We start from the raw sequence: 12,663 nt of genomic DNA, 5'->3' as shown, positions 1-12,663 counted from the left end.
GTGTAGTCGTACAACGATTAACCGAAGAGCAACAAAAACAGAGAGATACCTATTTAAAAGAAAGAAGACGGAAAGGGGGGCATACCCAATCCGCCAACAAGAAGAATCATATCCAAATTCTTGCTACCAATATAACACAAGAAGAAATGGATGAGCAAACCTTGTATCCTATCTATTCCTTGCGTTGGCAAGTGGAGATTCTCTTTAAAACATGGAAATCGTTATTTGAAATTGATGATGTGCAGGCAATGAATACCGACCGCTTTTACTGTCATTTGTATGGGACTTTAATTCATATTCTTCTTTCTTCGATGATTGCTTTTCAGTGCCGTTACTGCCTTTACGAAAGGTATCAACTAGAAGGGAGTGAGTACAAATGTATCAACCATGCGAGAAACGCAATAGTAGAGACGAAGGGGTATTCACTCTATCACCTTTCTTCTTTGAAAGCTCTCATCGATAATATTTACCAGAACATATACCGGCATGGAAGGAAAGATCATCGTTGTCAGCATAAAAGTCCTTTTGATGTCTTAAACATTGCGTATAAAGTACATTTCCGTGCCGCGTAAGTAAAAGTGTAAAAAAGAAAACAAGTACCCATAAGAGAATACGGACTAAACTGGAAAAATATGTTTATATTTTCATTGCACCATACTACTTTTTTCTTAGCTTGACGGCTATGGGCCGTGCCCGCGGAAAGCGAAGTAATTAGTCGGAGCATTGCCAATATACATCAAACATTTCAAAATAACTACTTCGCTTAACGCAGTCATTGCACTAATTTTATACTTTCTTAACTTTTAAAAAAGGTATTGGGAGGAAGAAATTTGTGAAATTAGTGCCAATATATAGAATACATACTTATGTGGTTCCAGAATCTTTGTATAGAGTATTAGAAGGTGTGTTACATGTTGATGATTTAATTTATGGAAACTATAAAAACGTAGCTTGGCATTCAAATGATGGTATAGAGCAATTTGTCCCTTCAAAAAATTCTATGCCAACAGAGGGAGATATAGGAGAAAGGAAGCAAGTAACGTCGTTTAAGTTAGAATTTTCTATTCCTAGAGATAAGCATTTATTATTAAAAGTAATTGAAGAAGGCATTTACCCTAATCATCCTTGGGATGAACCAGTCGTGCAAGTAACCGAAGCATTTGAAACAAGAAAGCATGGATAAATCGTTTGGTAACATAATCATTCACTAGATTTTTAAGACAAACGGAGGTAGAAAGATGAAGATAAAAGAATTACCAATTAAATTTGAATTTAATGGACAAAACAATTATATTTATCCCAGCTTACTTATATCAAATAATGAATTAACCTTGATTGATACAGGGTATACAGGCTTTTTACATTTAATAGAAAATGAAATTTTAAAACATGGATATGAAATGAAGCATTTAAAGCGTATCATCATTACACATTATGATGATGATCATATAGGGTCCTTATACGATTTCAAGGAAAAATATCCTTGGATTAACATTATAGCTAGTGACCTTGAAGCAAAATATATTAGTGGTGAAATGAAGTCAGAGAGATTGATTCAAGCAGAACAAAAGCTAGAAAATATGCCAGAAGAAGAGATGGAATTTGGCAAATGGTTTATACAGCAATTAAAGAATTTAAAGCATGTTCCAATTGATGAAAAAGTCCAGGATGGAGATATGATTTTAGATAACAAATGTCGAATAATAGCAACGCCAGGGCATACTTCGGGTCACATTTCATTATATATTCCGAGTTTAAAAAGTGTCATTACAGGTGATGCAGCTGTTAAAGAAAATCAAGAATTAGTTATCGCTAATCCACACTTCTGTTTACATATTGAGAAAGCGGAACAATCTTTGAATAAAATTAAAAGTCTTCAAGCTGAACATTACTATTGTTATCATGGTGGAAAACTTACGTTAATGGAGGCGTAGACACTAATCACCAGCCCAAGGATTATCCGAAATTTATAATAGAAAAGCCCTTCCGCAAACAGGTAGTTGCCAAGTAGCCTTTCAGCATAAAACCCATGCGGGATAAATTGAAACTTTCATATAAATTATCGTAATATAAGAATGAGCAGCAAAGGAGGCGGAGCATAGATAGGTAGTTTTATAAATTTGATTTAATATGAATGTATGTAAATTAATAGAAGGAGTGAAACGATGGATAATGACAAAAATTTTGACGAACCTAAGGAGCAAAAAAGCAAAATAAACTTTGATTTTGGTAAGAGTTTAAATGAAACGAAAGGTATACTAAAGGATGCCCTTATAAGACCACATTCTGTAGTGAAGTCGAATCATATCATTGGAATTGAAACGAGTATCCTCATACTGTTAATACTTTCAATTATCATAGGTTTATGTAACTTTTTATTCTTTAAGTTTGGATTCGATGGCTTATTGAGTATGTTTACAGAGATTGGAATTATGTTTTTAATAACTGGGACTCTTTCCTGGATTATTACTTTTGCAGCAGGCTATGTCTCTCTATTTATGTTATTGAAGTTTCTGGGGAATGCAAAATTCTCTCACCGCGAATTACTTACAAAGTACGCTGTCGTAAACATTCCATTTGCTGCTATTTTCTGCTTGGTTATCTGCTTTTTTGGATTTCTAATGATAGACTTGTTTGTAATTACCTACGTTTTTGCACTAATGTTGTATGGAGTCATCCATATTTATCTTTTCCTTGTACATATCAACAAACCAAAGTTTGATTTGTATTGGACCATGACGGGATATTTGCTGGTACTGACCGTACTTACATATATGCTGAATGGAATTGATTTTAGTTCATTTTAACACTTAGAAAAATGTCAATGGACTTCCATTAGATAGATATAATGACTAAATTTATGGTACAGGAATCACCGCTTGAAGTGGGGGCAAAAAATCCTCTGCTCACTATCTTATTGTGCAATAGTACGCAGTGGGACGTTTGCTATGTGGGCTTGTATCATGCAAAAGTTTTTACTGCCAATTATATGCGGGATAAGCAATTAAATCAGGATTTGGTTCACTTTCTTTCACTTAGATATAACCTTGGTTTCCTAGGGCAGACTTCAACTAAAACTAGTCATTTTTCATATTGCTAAATATATTACTATTCCAAAATTAGTTAAGGGAGAAGGAGTTCTCTATCTATGCTCAAAAAATTTTATATGGTTTTTTTAACTTTATTAATAGCTGTTGGAGCGGTTTTATTGGCTGCTAGATATCCAACAGGTCCTAATACTGTTTCATACGATGAACCAGCTGGTTTGTGGATATCTATTGGTATAATCATTGTACTCTTTTTACCGCCTTTGCTTTTATCACTATTTAGTAATCGTGTTGTACGAAACATATCGGCAATGTATCAAGCATTTATAGTGATCTCATTTTTAGGAATTATACCAGTCGGATTTCTTTCTCCTAATAATCTTGGGTTAAGCGCTATTGCCATTTTAGGAGTTGTAGTTAGTATAGCTAGTATTATTGTAACCTTAAAAATCAAGTCAAATAAAAAAGCCAAATTTTAAATTACTTCAACTAATAGCTTTATGCATACACGTTATGAAAAGATGGACCTTTTCATACAAATTAATCGAAGCTAAACGAGATAGATATCTTTATTCGTTTCCAAATCGCACGAAGATGTTAAATAGTTATTGACGAATTTTCATATACTCCATAAAAAACACCCTAAATATTAGTTTTATCTATTGTTTACTTGACAGAGAGCATATCACTAAATTTAGGGTGTGGCATCTTCTCAGAGTTGTACATAAGAATGAGGCTTTTGTAAATTCATAACAACTCCCCGTTTTTTTAACCTTATTCAAATCCCTTCCTCATATAAGCATTCCCCCACTTCTCTATGGATTTTATTATTGGAATAAGATCCTCACCAAGAGCTGTTAGATAATATATTACCTTCTTAGGGTAATCGCTTGTTTCTTCTCTTTCAATAATACCATCTTTCTCCATATCTCTAAGCTGTAGTGTAAGAATGCGTTGAGTAACACCTGGTATTTCACGGCGTATCGCATTGTAATTCATTGGTGATTGAGACAGTAAAAATAGAATGATACCTTTCCATTTACCACCAATGATATGCATCGTTAATTCAATTGGACAGGCATGCTTTACAGTTAACGTACAAGTACCATATTGACTGCTTTTAAAGTCTGACATTTCCTCACCTCAATGGGTAGTTACAAAATTGTGCCTTCTTGTTACTACCTTTTTATCTTGTTAAATTTATGATATCAAATAAATAAGAGAAGGTGTATGAATTGAAATTCGTCCAAATTTCTAAACATATTTATAGACTTACCTACGAAACCGTTGTCGGTATTCCAGTCAAGATTAATACATGGTACGTAGTGGATGGTGAAGATGTTTACATCATTGATACCGGGATGGAAGAATACGCACATATACAGCTAAAAGCAGCAAAATCCTTAGGTGTTCCCAAAAGTATTTTACTAACACATGGTCATCTGGATCATATCAATGGAGCTAAGTATCTACGAGCTGAATTAAACATTCCTATTTACTCACACAAGAATGAACTTCCGTTTATTAATGGAAAAATACCCTATCCAAATAAAGTAGAAAAGGAAACAACAGGTGTTGAACATCAGGTTGAGGCTTTTCAAGATAGTGTCATTAACACGTTACCCCTCGATGTATATGAAACACCTGGTCATGCTCCAGGCCATGTCATTTACCATCATAAAGATGACAATGTGTTGATAACTGGAGACTTATTTATTTCTGATGCTAAGACCCTACACCCACCGATTAAAAAGTTCACAATTAATATGGAAGAAAATATTAATAGCGGGCGCGTAATAGATGATATCAAACCATCTATCCTATCTTCCTCACATGGTGAGGATGTTAAATATAATGACAAGTTATATACCATTTATAAATTTACATATGAATAGGAGATATAAAAATGAAAATACAATTATTTCAATTAGAGATTATAGAAGGCAACGTAGAACAAAATGAAAATCGTATCAAAGCCTTATTTGAAGAAAAACTCGAAACAGATACAGAGGTTGTTATACTACCTGAAATGTGGAATAACGGGTATGATTTACAACATTTAACAGAAAATGCAGATGTCGATTTAACAAGAAGTTTCCCTTTTATCCAACATTTAGCGACTAATCATCATGTAAATATTATTGCAGGTTCCGTTTCAAACAAACGCAATAAGAATATATATAATACCGCCTTTGTGGTATCAAAAACGGGTAAGCTAATTTATCAAAAAGATAAAATACATCTCGTGCCAATGTTAAATGAACAGCTTTATTTAACAGGTGGAAATGAAGCACCAGAAGTATTTGAAATTAACGATATCAAGGCAACTCAAATTATATGTTACGACTTACGTTTCCCAGAAATCACACGTTACCCAGCGTCTCAAGGAGCAAAAATCATTTTCTATGTCGCCCAGTGGACTACCAAAAACTTAAACCATTGGCGAACATTATTGAAAGCAAGAGCTATAGAAAATTGCGTCTATGTCGTTGCATGTAATAGTGTAGGTGTCGTGAATAACGAAAAACATGTCGGCAACACATACGCAGGACATTCCATCGTCATCGATCCAAATGGAAATATTATTCAAGAAGCAGGCAATCAAGAAGCAATCTTAACAACAGAAATCGATATACAGAAGGTAACAGAACAACAGCAAAACATTCCTATTTTTGAAAGCCTGAGACCAGATGTTTATAAGTATTCAGAATAGTACTGTGTATAATCTTTTATTATCGAGGGATACAATAAGGTGAAACTTTGTTTATTCCCCACTGATTGTTCGTACCACAAGGGTATGACCTAAAGGTCTTTGAACCATTCGGACACTTACTGGCAGTCGATCCCCCACTTACCAACATTGGTTTCATTTTTTGCTTGAAGTCGGCACCTCACTGCCAGTTATATGTGCGATAAAATTTGTGTAGGAAAATTAAAGTCATTCAAGAAAAATTCCAAATTGTAGGGAAATACATTTACTTAGTCTTGTAATTTAATGTAAACTGACTTTACACAATCCTTTAAACAGTTTATTGTAAAACAAATATACATATCTTAACCGTTTTAGTTAGGAGGAAATGAACATGACAAAAAGCAATGAAAAAGAGTTATCAGTAGAACAACGTGAAGGATTACTCAAAGCATTGAAAACACGGTTTGAGAAAAACATGCACCGTCACCAAGGTGTCGAATGGGCTAACGTCCAAGCAAGGCTGGAAGCTAATGCGGAAAAACTGTGGTCGCTTCATGAAATGGAAAGCACTGGCGGTGAACCCGATGTTGTTGGTCATGAGCAGGGCCAATACATTTTTTATGATTGTTCAGCTGAAAGCCCTAAGGGCCGCAGAAGCGTTTGCTATGACCGTGAAGCACTAGAGGCAAGAAAAAAACATCAACCAGAGAATAATGCAATTGATATGGCAACTGCCATGGGCATTGAACTTTTAACAGAAGAACAGTATCGAGCGTTACAGCAGCTGGAACATTTCGATAAGAAAACGTCAAGTTGGGTGCAAACACCCTCAGATATTAGAGAACTCGGCGGTGCCCTTTTTTGTGATTATCGCTATGGGCATGTCTTTCTGTATCACAACGGTGCATCCTCTTACTATGCTGCTAGAGGATTCCGTGGCTCGCTAAAGGTCTAAATTTTACACAGACAACTAAGTATGGACTTCTGCGATAAGACTTTGATTCATTCTTCAGCTAACATGCATAAAGGGTGAAATCATATGATTACATCTATAAAGGGACATTTTATTTTATCTGAGATAACCGCGGTTTATAATGCTGGGATATGAACACAAAAACATGGGTGTGCTACCATTACATTTTGAAAATGGAGAAAGTGCAGATTCATTAGGTTTAACTGGTAAAGAAAGTTCAAACAAAAAAGCAGCAATAAAGTGAAACCTCAATCAGTGAGGAGCTTATTTACCTCCCCCTTCTCTATATTGGTTTCACTCTATTGCTTGAAATGAGGGTCTTACTGCCAGTTATATACAAGATAAAGCTTTAACGAAAACAGTCATTCTCCATAACATCCTAATGAAAAAAAGCGTATGATTATTGTATAGAGAGGAGAGGTTTTTATCGACATTACCAATCCAGCAGGTTTTCAAAACAGATTCTTGGCAAGAGTTTTAGATGTTATTATTATTTTTTTAGTGACAGGAATTATTTCGCAATTTCTATACGGTGTATTCTATGATAATGAAACCATTCGTCCTATTGATTATTTAGGGCTTATATATAGCCTGATAACACCTATTGTTTGGTATGGGTACACGCTAGGGAGGAGAATGGCGGGAAACCGTATTGTAAGAATTGATGGCAGAAAAATTGGCATAGGAACAATGATATTAAGAAATATTGTAGCAGGAATTATTTACATTCTTACGTTTGGAATAGGATTAATCGTAAGCGCCTTCATGGTAGGAGTGAGAGAAGATAGACGTGCCATTCACGACTTTATCGCACAAACGTATGTGACAACAAATCCCCCAACAAAAGTTCAATAATAATAGGGTAAATTATTTTAGACTCCTAGCTAACTTACCATCCAAAATCGAGCTATTTTCCATAAAAAGCTGTAAATAAGAAAGGCATCTCCAAATATAAAAGAGGTGCCTTTCTTTATGTTTAAGCAATCAGAAAGAAATCTATTTAAATAATAAATTTTTATTGTAAATCAATAAATTTTAATTGATTTACATATATATTTGATTTAGAATTAGTTTGTAATAAATAATAACAAAGGAGAATGTTTGATGAAAAAGAAATATCTGTTAGCTTCTACACCAATCTTGTTGGGTGCTATATGTTTCGTTATCTATAGCTTAATTGGTTCAAGTGTGGAACCTGATGGTACTTTAATTGAACCGTTCTTCTTAATTAATTTATCTTATCTATTTGTTTTTAGTGGTGTACTCACCATATTTCTTATTTCTATCGTTTCCTTCATTAAGCGAATTAGCAATTAGCATTACGTTATAGAACAAATAGTCATAGTCCTTATGTTTAATGTAAGTAAGGGCTATTATAACCCTTATGAATACGAAGAGGGGAGAACATGAAATATATCATAGACCTTTTTTATTTCGGTTACCATCAGGCTTTATCATGCATTTTTCCAGTGGTTATTTTCGCGACACTTGCTTTGTCCAAGATAATTTCTATACCTGGCATACCACGCTACGATTTTATTCTACTAATCTGTCTTATTACGCAATATCTGATGTTAAAAACCAATTTGGAGTCATTTAAAGAGTGGAAAGTGATATGTATTTTCCACGTTATCGGATTACTACTAGAAGTATATAAAGTATATTTGGGTTCGTGGTCTTATCCTGAAAAAGCGTGGTCAAAAGTTCTTGGGGTACCACTTTATAGTGGTTTTATGTATGCAAGTGTCGCTAGTTATATTTGTCAGGCATGGCGTAGATTTCATTTAAAAATGAATAAATGGCCCAAAAATATATGGACAATACCACTTGGATTGATGATTTATTTAAACTTTTTTACGCATCATTTTATTTTAGATTTTCGTTGGATTTTAACACTGCTATTATTTATTGTCTTTTTACAGACTCATGTACAATTTATTGTACGGAACACAACATATAAAATGCCGTTGTCTATCTCATTTATCCTTATCGGCTTCTTCATTTGGGTTGCCGAGAATATTGCTACTTTCTTTGGGGCATGGCAATATCCTAATCAACAATTTTCATGGAGTTTTGTGCATATCGGAAAAATTAGTTCCTGGTACTTACTAGTAGTAATAAGCATCATGATTGTAGCGCAGTATAAACGATTTATGACACCTCTTCCTAAAAAAGAAAAGTATTCCATTAACAATCTTGGTTAAACAACCTTTTTATATCTACTTTAATATGAACGTGCCCCACTCCTTAGCGAGTAAGGCACTATTTCTTTATTCAACTCTGACATACTGATTACTAGCTGTCACATAATAAACGTTTCCTTTACTATTTTTAACCTTGTATTGATAACCATTGCCTACTTTGAGCTTAGCTACAATCGTCGGAAAACCATATCCCTTTTTAAGATAGCCAACAACATATTTATCCGACCAACTGGGCTTGTTATAAAATCTTAATTGACCTGCATGTTTAGACTCTACTCGTTTGCCGATATAGCTTGCTTTTTGTGAATCGCCACGCATGCTATGAAGCAATGTAAGATTCTGACTGGCTGTTCCCCTATAACCTCGGATGCCATATTGAGCAGCATATCGCCGGCGTGCGCGAAAACTAGCGTTCTTGCCAATACTATTAAGGTAATCCACAATGGAATGACCGTTGTAGTTGTCTAATTCTTGGTTAGATGCACCATTAATTTCATCAATGAACCCCTTCCAATCATCAAGTAATTTTCTAGGGCAGTTCTTTCCACTCCAGTGCTTATGGGTAACAATTCTTGAAATCGGTATTTTATGCTCTTTCATCAATTTTTTAATTAGCCACTGTGCATTTTTTGTTGCTTTACGGAAGTCGCCATCGCTATTTTCACAAATCTCAATAGCAATGGATCGTCTATTACCAGTTCCATTTTCACCATCACCAGCATGCCAGCCGTTTTCATTCGTTGGAAGATGCTGGTATATTTCTTTATCATCTACGGTGTAATGCCAGCCAACAGTTCGACCACCTGCACCATTATGCAAGTATTGATTATGCATTTCTGCATCTGCGCCTTCGCTGGTATTAGCAGTATTGTGAATTGTTAAATAGAGCGGAACCATAGCATATCCAGGACGTTGTTCCTTTTGAGAGGTAGGTATAAAGTCTTTAATAATTTTTGGCATAAGAAATCTCCTCCTTAATATTTTTATATTAAAAAAACGGCTTGCCCGTGTGGACTAGCCGTTTGACTACTTAATAATGCTTATTCTGTTGTATACTGCTTATGGCTGAAAGAATATATTGATTACCTTGTTATAATAGCTACAAAGTTAAAATATTAAAATAGAAAGGTAATATCTTTGTTTAGTAATGAAGTCAGCAGTCGCCCCCACTTAACCATATTGGTTTCACTTTCTTATATTGAAGTGAGAGTCTTACTGCCAACTATCTGCGAGATTTAATACTCATATTAAATAGTGCCTACATGTTAGGCGCTTGCCTCAGTATTTTGATAAATCGTGTTTCCTTCCTTAATAGTCTCTACTACGTTAATGTTATGAATCGCCTCTTTATCTATCGTGAGCGGGTTCTGATCCAATATTACTAAATCTGCATATTTTCCGACGGCAATGCTCCCTTTTGTATCCTCCTCAAAATATTGATACGCCGCATTGATGGTAACGGCTTGTAACGCTTCGTAAACAGTAACACATTCCTCTTCTCCAATTCGCCGACCACTTCTAGTTTTACGATTCACAGCACACCAAATGGCATGAAGCATGTCAGGTTTAACAACAGGGGAGTCCTGATGAAAATTAACAGCCAATCCTTTATCGAAGGCTGTTTTTGCTGGACTAATTCTGCTACCTCGTTCTTCCCCTAAGTTTTTGAGGTGTACATCTCCCCAGTAGAAGGTGTGCACATTGAAAATCGACGGAATCATATTTAATTCAACCATTTTGTCCAATTGATCACTACGTACAGTTTGACAATGAATCATTACTGGACGCAGCTTGTGTTTATTCGGATTAGCTGCGTCTTTTAAGGCTTCCTCATAGCTTCGTAGTAACTGATCCGATGCGGCATCTCCATTACAGTGTGTCAGTAATTGAACATCATCATTAAGCGCAGTTAAAACAAATTTCTTTACCTCTTCATCTTGGAACCACGCATACCCTCTGTAATCCGTTTCTCCTTCATATGGTTCCGTTAACCAAGCTGTTTTGCCTTGTGGAGAACCGTCCAAAAAAAGCTTATATCCTCCAAGTTTAAACCGATTGCTGTACTTTTTAGCATACCTTTCGTATTGTTGTAGCAATTCTGTTGGTGCTTCCATTACTAATGGATAGGCAACGATATCTATCATGAGCTTGTTCTGATCTGCTAAGGTATGGAAAAGCTGCATCATTTCTTTACTTGTAGCACCGTCCTGGCAAGTCGTAATCCCATTTTTAATATATATTTCTTGACCTTGCTGCATCATCGCTACAAAATTTGTCCCAATATCACTTACTACCTCTTCTCGGATAGCCATCATACTTGCTTCTTCTAAATATCCATTGGGCTCTAGTGATCCTCTTACTCTACCAATCTTACCGCCTTCATGATCTTTCGTATTTTCATCAATTCCAGCAAACTGTAAGGCCATGTCATTGACACAACCCATATGAGCAGATGTATGCATGACGATAACCATTCTATCCATCGACACTTGATTAAGTATTTCTTTGGTTGGATGCTGCTTTTCTTGTAATACATTATGGTCGTAACCAAAACCAATAACTGGATCGGTATCTCTCAATTGCTTCTCTTCTATATAAGACTTTAATGCGGTCACAATCTCATCGAAATTGTTACATGTACTTAAATCACACAAAGCTGCAACAGGACCAACCATCGAAACATGGCTATGAGGATCAATAAAGGAAGGTAACAACGTATGACCTTGTAAATTATGTTTTTCAATGTTGCCATTGTGTAATAGGGATTCAAACTTAGCTAACGAACCAAGGTCTTGAATGACACCTTTCTCTACCAATACAGCTTCGACTGATTCCTTGTCTTTTTCCATCGTGATAATTTCTCCACCATAATATAGCTTTTTCATTGTAATTCACCTATCCTTTTAAAAATAGGGAGTTTCTGCCCATCCCCTTGAAAAGGTGGAAGAAGGAACGTTTGATTAACAAATCTTTCAAAAAAATGAGTGCCTGGATTTTTCCACAAAGGGCCCATTTACTATCAAGAAAACAATAAACATTGACTTGTAAAAGAAGGTTTAACTAGTCCTTTGTCTTTCTTCCACCATCTTTTTTAATTCTTCTTGTCCGTTTCTAACAGATTCAATTTCTTTTATCGTTTTCAATTTTTCTGCTATAGGTTTCAATACTTCTTGAAGTATTCCTTGAAAGCACAGCGCCTTTTCATCTTCTTTTATTTGCATTCCTCCATTTTATCGCGTCTAATTCAATAAAGCGAGCGTTTCAAACTTATGATTCCTCGATAGTATTTAAATAACATACAAAAGAAGTAACGTTTTGGTGTTCCTGCGTAAATTATCTACATGTTCCCTCATCGCGTGAACTTCACGATTCTGTACTGCGTGGATAAACGTGATTTCACATCCTGCTTGGTTTTCAACCAATGTATTCAGCATACTCATCATCGGTGTAATTCTTCCGCAAGTATCTCTCGGGATCAATATAATTAATGCATACACCTCAGTTGAAATTGCACGTCAGGCTGAAAGGACACTTAAAGGGCATCTGTACTACAATGCCCTTTAAGTTACCCACTCTACTCCATTATAGGTTGGGGAAAGAGAGAATGGATATTCTTGGGAAAGGAGCTGTACATTACTTCCCTTTAGTACCAATAACATACTTAAAAATTATTACATTTTAGAGAATGTCCTTGCTGGAAATTACGAAGTTTTTTTAATTCTATCATTCTTTCAACAAAGAAAAACC

16 protein-coding genes are annotated in these 12,663 nt (G+C 35.3%); 11 read left to right on the top strand and 5 right to left on the bottom strand.

What is annotated here, in order from left to right; all coding sequences use genetic code 11:
* The 5 genes from RVS70_RS09675 to RVS70_RS09655 all read left to right on the top strand — a co-directional run.
* Positions 1–572, top strand: a 572-nt coding sequence (locus RVS70_RS09675; protein WP_321133086.1) for a transposase, incomplete at its 5' end; no start/stop codon positions are given.
* A gap of 260 nt (positions 573–832) precedes the next feature.
* A complete protein-coding gene (locus RVS70_RS09670; protein WP_321133084.1) occupies positions 833–1,183 on the top strand; it encodes a hypothetical protein in 351 nt (116 codons plus the stop codon).
* A gap of 55 nt (positions 1,184–1,238) precedes the next feature.
* Complete coding sequence (locus RVS70_RS09665; protein ID WP_321133082.1) at positions 1,239–1,934, top strand: MBL fold metallo-hydrolase; 696 nt, start codon at positions 1,239–1,241, stop codon at positions 1,932–1,934.
* 231 nt (positions 1,935–2,165) lie between these two features.
* A complete protein-coding gene (locus RVS70_RS09660; protein ID WP_321133080.1) occupies positions 2,166–2,807 on the top strand; it encodes a hypothetical protein in 642 nt (213 codons plus the stop codon).
* A gap of 341 nt (positions 2,808–3,148) precedes the next feature.
* The gene (locus tag RVS70_RS09655; protein ID WP_166531050.1) at positions 3,149–3,526 is read left to right on the top strand and encodes a DUF5391 family protein; all 378 of its coding nucleotides are present in this window, start codon (positions 3,149–3,151) and stop codon (positions 3,524–3,526) included.
* 295 nt (positions 3,527–3,821) lie between these two features.
* Here RVS70_RS09655 and RVS70_RS09650 read toward each other — a convergent pair whose 3' ends face one another.
* Positions 3,822–4,181, bottom strand: a complete 360-nt coding sequence (locus tag RVS70_RS09650) for a winged helix-turn-helix transcriptional regulator (RefSeq protein WP_205389574.1) — start codon at positions 4,179–4,181, stop codon at positions 3,822–3,824.
* Between the two features lie 101 nt (positions 4,182–4,282).
* Between RVS70_RS09650 and RVS70_RS09645 the strand changes: the two genes are divergently transcribed.
* The 6 genes from RVS70_RS09645 (at position 4,283) to RVS70_RS09620 (ending at position 8,916) form a co-directional block, all read left to right on the top strand.
* Positions 4,283–4,942 carry an MBL fold metallo-hydrolase gene (locus tag RVS70_RS09645; protein WP_026679795.1) on the top strand — a complete coding sequence of 220 codons (660 nt, stop codon included), beginning with the start codon at positions 4,283–4,285 and terminating at the stop codon, positions 4,940–4,942.
* Between the two features lie 11 nt (positions 4,943–4,953).
* The gene (locus tag RVS70_RS09640) at positions 4,954–5,760 is read left to right on the top strand and encodes a carbon-nitrogen family hydrolase (protein WP_321133078.1); all 807 of its coding nucleotides are present in this window, start codon (positions 4,954–4,956) and stop codon (positions 5,758–5,760) included.
* Positions 5,761–6,130: 370 nt separating this feature from the next.
* The gene (locus RVS70_RS09635; protein ID WP_121604560.1) at positions 6,131–6,694 is read left to right on the top strand and encodes a DUF4256 domain-containing protein; all 564 of its coding nucleotides are present in this window, start codon (positions 6,131–6,133) and stop codon (positions 6,692–6,694) included.
* Between the two features lie 444 nt (positions 6,695–7,138).
* On the top strand, positions 7,139–7,567 hold the full coding sequence (locus RVS70_RS09630) for an RDD family protein (RefSeq protein WP_026679792.1): 429 nt from the start codon (positions 7,139–7,141) through the stop codon (positions 7,565–7,567).
* A 249-nt stretch (positions 7,568–7,816) separates the two neighbouring features.
* Entirely contained in the window at positions 7,817–8,029 is a 213-nt protein-coding gene (locus RVS70_RS09625) for a DUF3955 domain-containing protein (protein WP_026679791.1), read from the top strand.
* Between the two features lie 89 nt (positions 8,030–8,118).
* The gene (locus RVS70_RS09620) at positions 8,119–8,916 is read left to right on the top strand and encodes a DUF817 domain-containing protein (RefSeq protein ID WP_321133076.1); all 798 of its coding nucleotides are present in this window, start codon (positions 8,119–8,121) and stop codon (positions 8,914–8,916) included.
* A 66-nt stretch (positions 8,917–8,982) separates the two neighbouring features.
* On the opposite strand, the gene RVS70_RS09615 is transcribed toward RVS70_RS09620, so the two are convergent.
* From RVS70_RS09615 to RVS70_RS09600, 4 genes are all read right to left on the bottom strand, one after another.
* Positions 8,983–9,876, bottom strand: a complete 894-nt coding sequence (locus RVS70_RS09615) for an N-acetylmuramoyl-L-alanine amidase family protein (protein WP_121604558.1) — start codon at positions 9,874–9,876, stop codon at positions 8,983–8,985.
* Positions 9,877–10,181: 305 nt separating this feature from the next.
* The gene (locus tag RVS70_RS09610) at positions 10,182–11,801 is read right to left on the bottom strand and encodes an amidohydrolase (protein WP_321133073.1); all 1,620 of its coding nucleotides are present in this window, start codon (positions 11,799–11,801) and stop codon (positions 10,182–10,184) included.
* A gap of 171 nt (positions 11,802–11,972) precedes the next feature.
* Entirely contained in the window at positions 11,973–12,137 is a 165-nt protein-coding gene (locus RVS70_RS09605) for a hypothetical protein (RefSeq protein WP_281949504.1), read from the bottom strand.
* A 66-nt stretch (positions 12,138–12,203) separates the two neighbouring features.
* Positions 12,204–12,356 (bottom strand): hypothetical protein, encoded by a 153-nt coding sequence (locus RVS70_RS09600; RefSeq protein ID WP_228089007.1) that lies wholly within the window; start codon positions 12,354–12,356, stop codon positions 12,204–12,206.
* Positions 12,357–12,663 lie beyond the last annotated feature (307 nt).

It is taken from the genome of Virgibacillus sp. M23, assembly GCF_034190895.1.
GTDB classification, from domain to species: Bacteria; Bacillota; Bacilli; order Bacillales; family Amphibacillaceae; genus Virgibacillus; species Virgibacillus salarius.
The sequence above is the reverse complement of the archived record's forward strand: the minus strand, read 5'-3'. Positions and strand labels throughout refer to the sequence as shown.

Excerpts from the sequence above, each read along its gene's own strand:
- RVS70_RS09610 (WP_321133073.1), bottom strand. The coding sequence starts at position 11,801 with ATGAAAAAGCTATATTATGGTGGAGAAATTATCACGATGGAAAAAGAC.
- RVS70_RS09650 (WP_205389574.1), bottom strand. The coding sequence starts at position 4,181 with ATGTCAGACTTTAAAAGCAGTCAATATGGTACTTGTACGTTAACTGTA.
- RVS70_RS09635 (WP_121604560.1), top strand. The coding sequence starts at position 6,131 with ATGACAAAAAGCAATGAAAAAGAGTTATCAGTAGAACAACGTGAAGGA.
- RVS70_RS09655 (WP_166531050.1), top strand. The coding sequence starts at position 3,149 with ATGCTCAAAAAATTTTATATGGTTTTTTTAACTTTATTAATAGCTGTT.
- RVS70_RS09660 (WP_321133080.1), top strand. The coding sequence starts at position 2,166 with ATGGATAATGACAAAAATTTTGACGAACCTAAGGAGCAAAAAAGCAAA.
- RVS70_RS09640 (WP_321133078.1), top strand. The coding sequence starts at position 4,954 with ATGAAAATACAATTATTTCAATTAGAGATTATAGAAGGCAACGTAGAA.
- RVS70_RS09600 (WP_228089007.1), bottom strand. The coding sequence starts at position 12,356 with ATGAGTATGCTGAATACATTGGTTGAAAACCAAGCAGGATGTGAAATC.
- RVS70_RS09605 (WP_281949504.1), bottom strand. The coding sequence starts at position 12,137 with ATGCAAATAAAAGAAGATGAAAAGGCGCTGTGCTTTCAAGGAATACTT.
- RVS70_RS09625 (WP_026679791.1), top strand. The coding sequence starts at position 7,817 with ATGAAAAAGAAATATCTGTTAGCTTCTACACCAATCTTGTTGGGTGCT.
- RVS70_RS09620 (WP_321133076.1), top strand. The coding sequence starts at position 8,119 with ATGAAATATATCATAGACCTTTTTTATTTCGGTTACCATCAGGCTTTA.
- RVS70_RS09665 (WP_321133082.1), top strand. The coding sequence starts at position 1,239 with ATGAAGATAAAAGAATTACCAATTAAATTTGAATTTAATGGACAAAAC.
- RVS70_RS09615 (WP_121604558.1), bottom strand. The coding sequence starts at position 9,876 with ATGCCAAAAATTATTAAAGACTTTATACCTACCTCTCAAAAGGAACAA.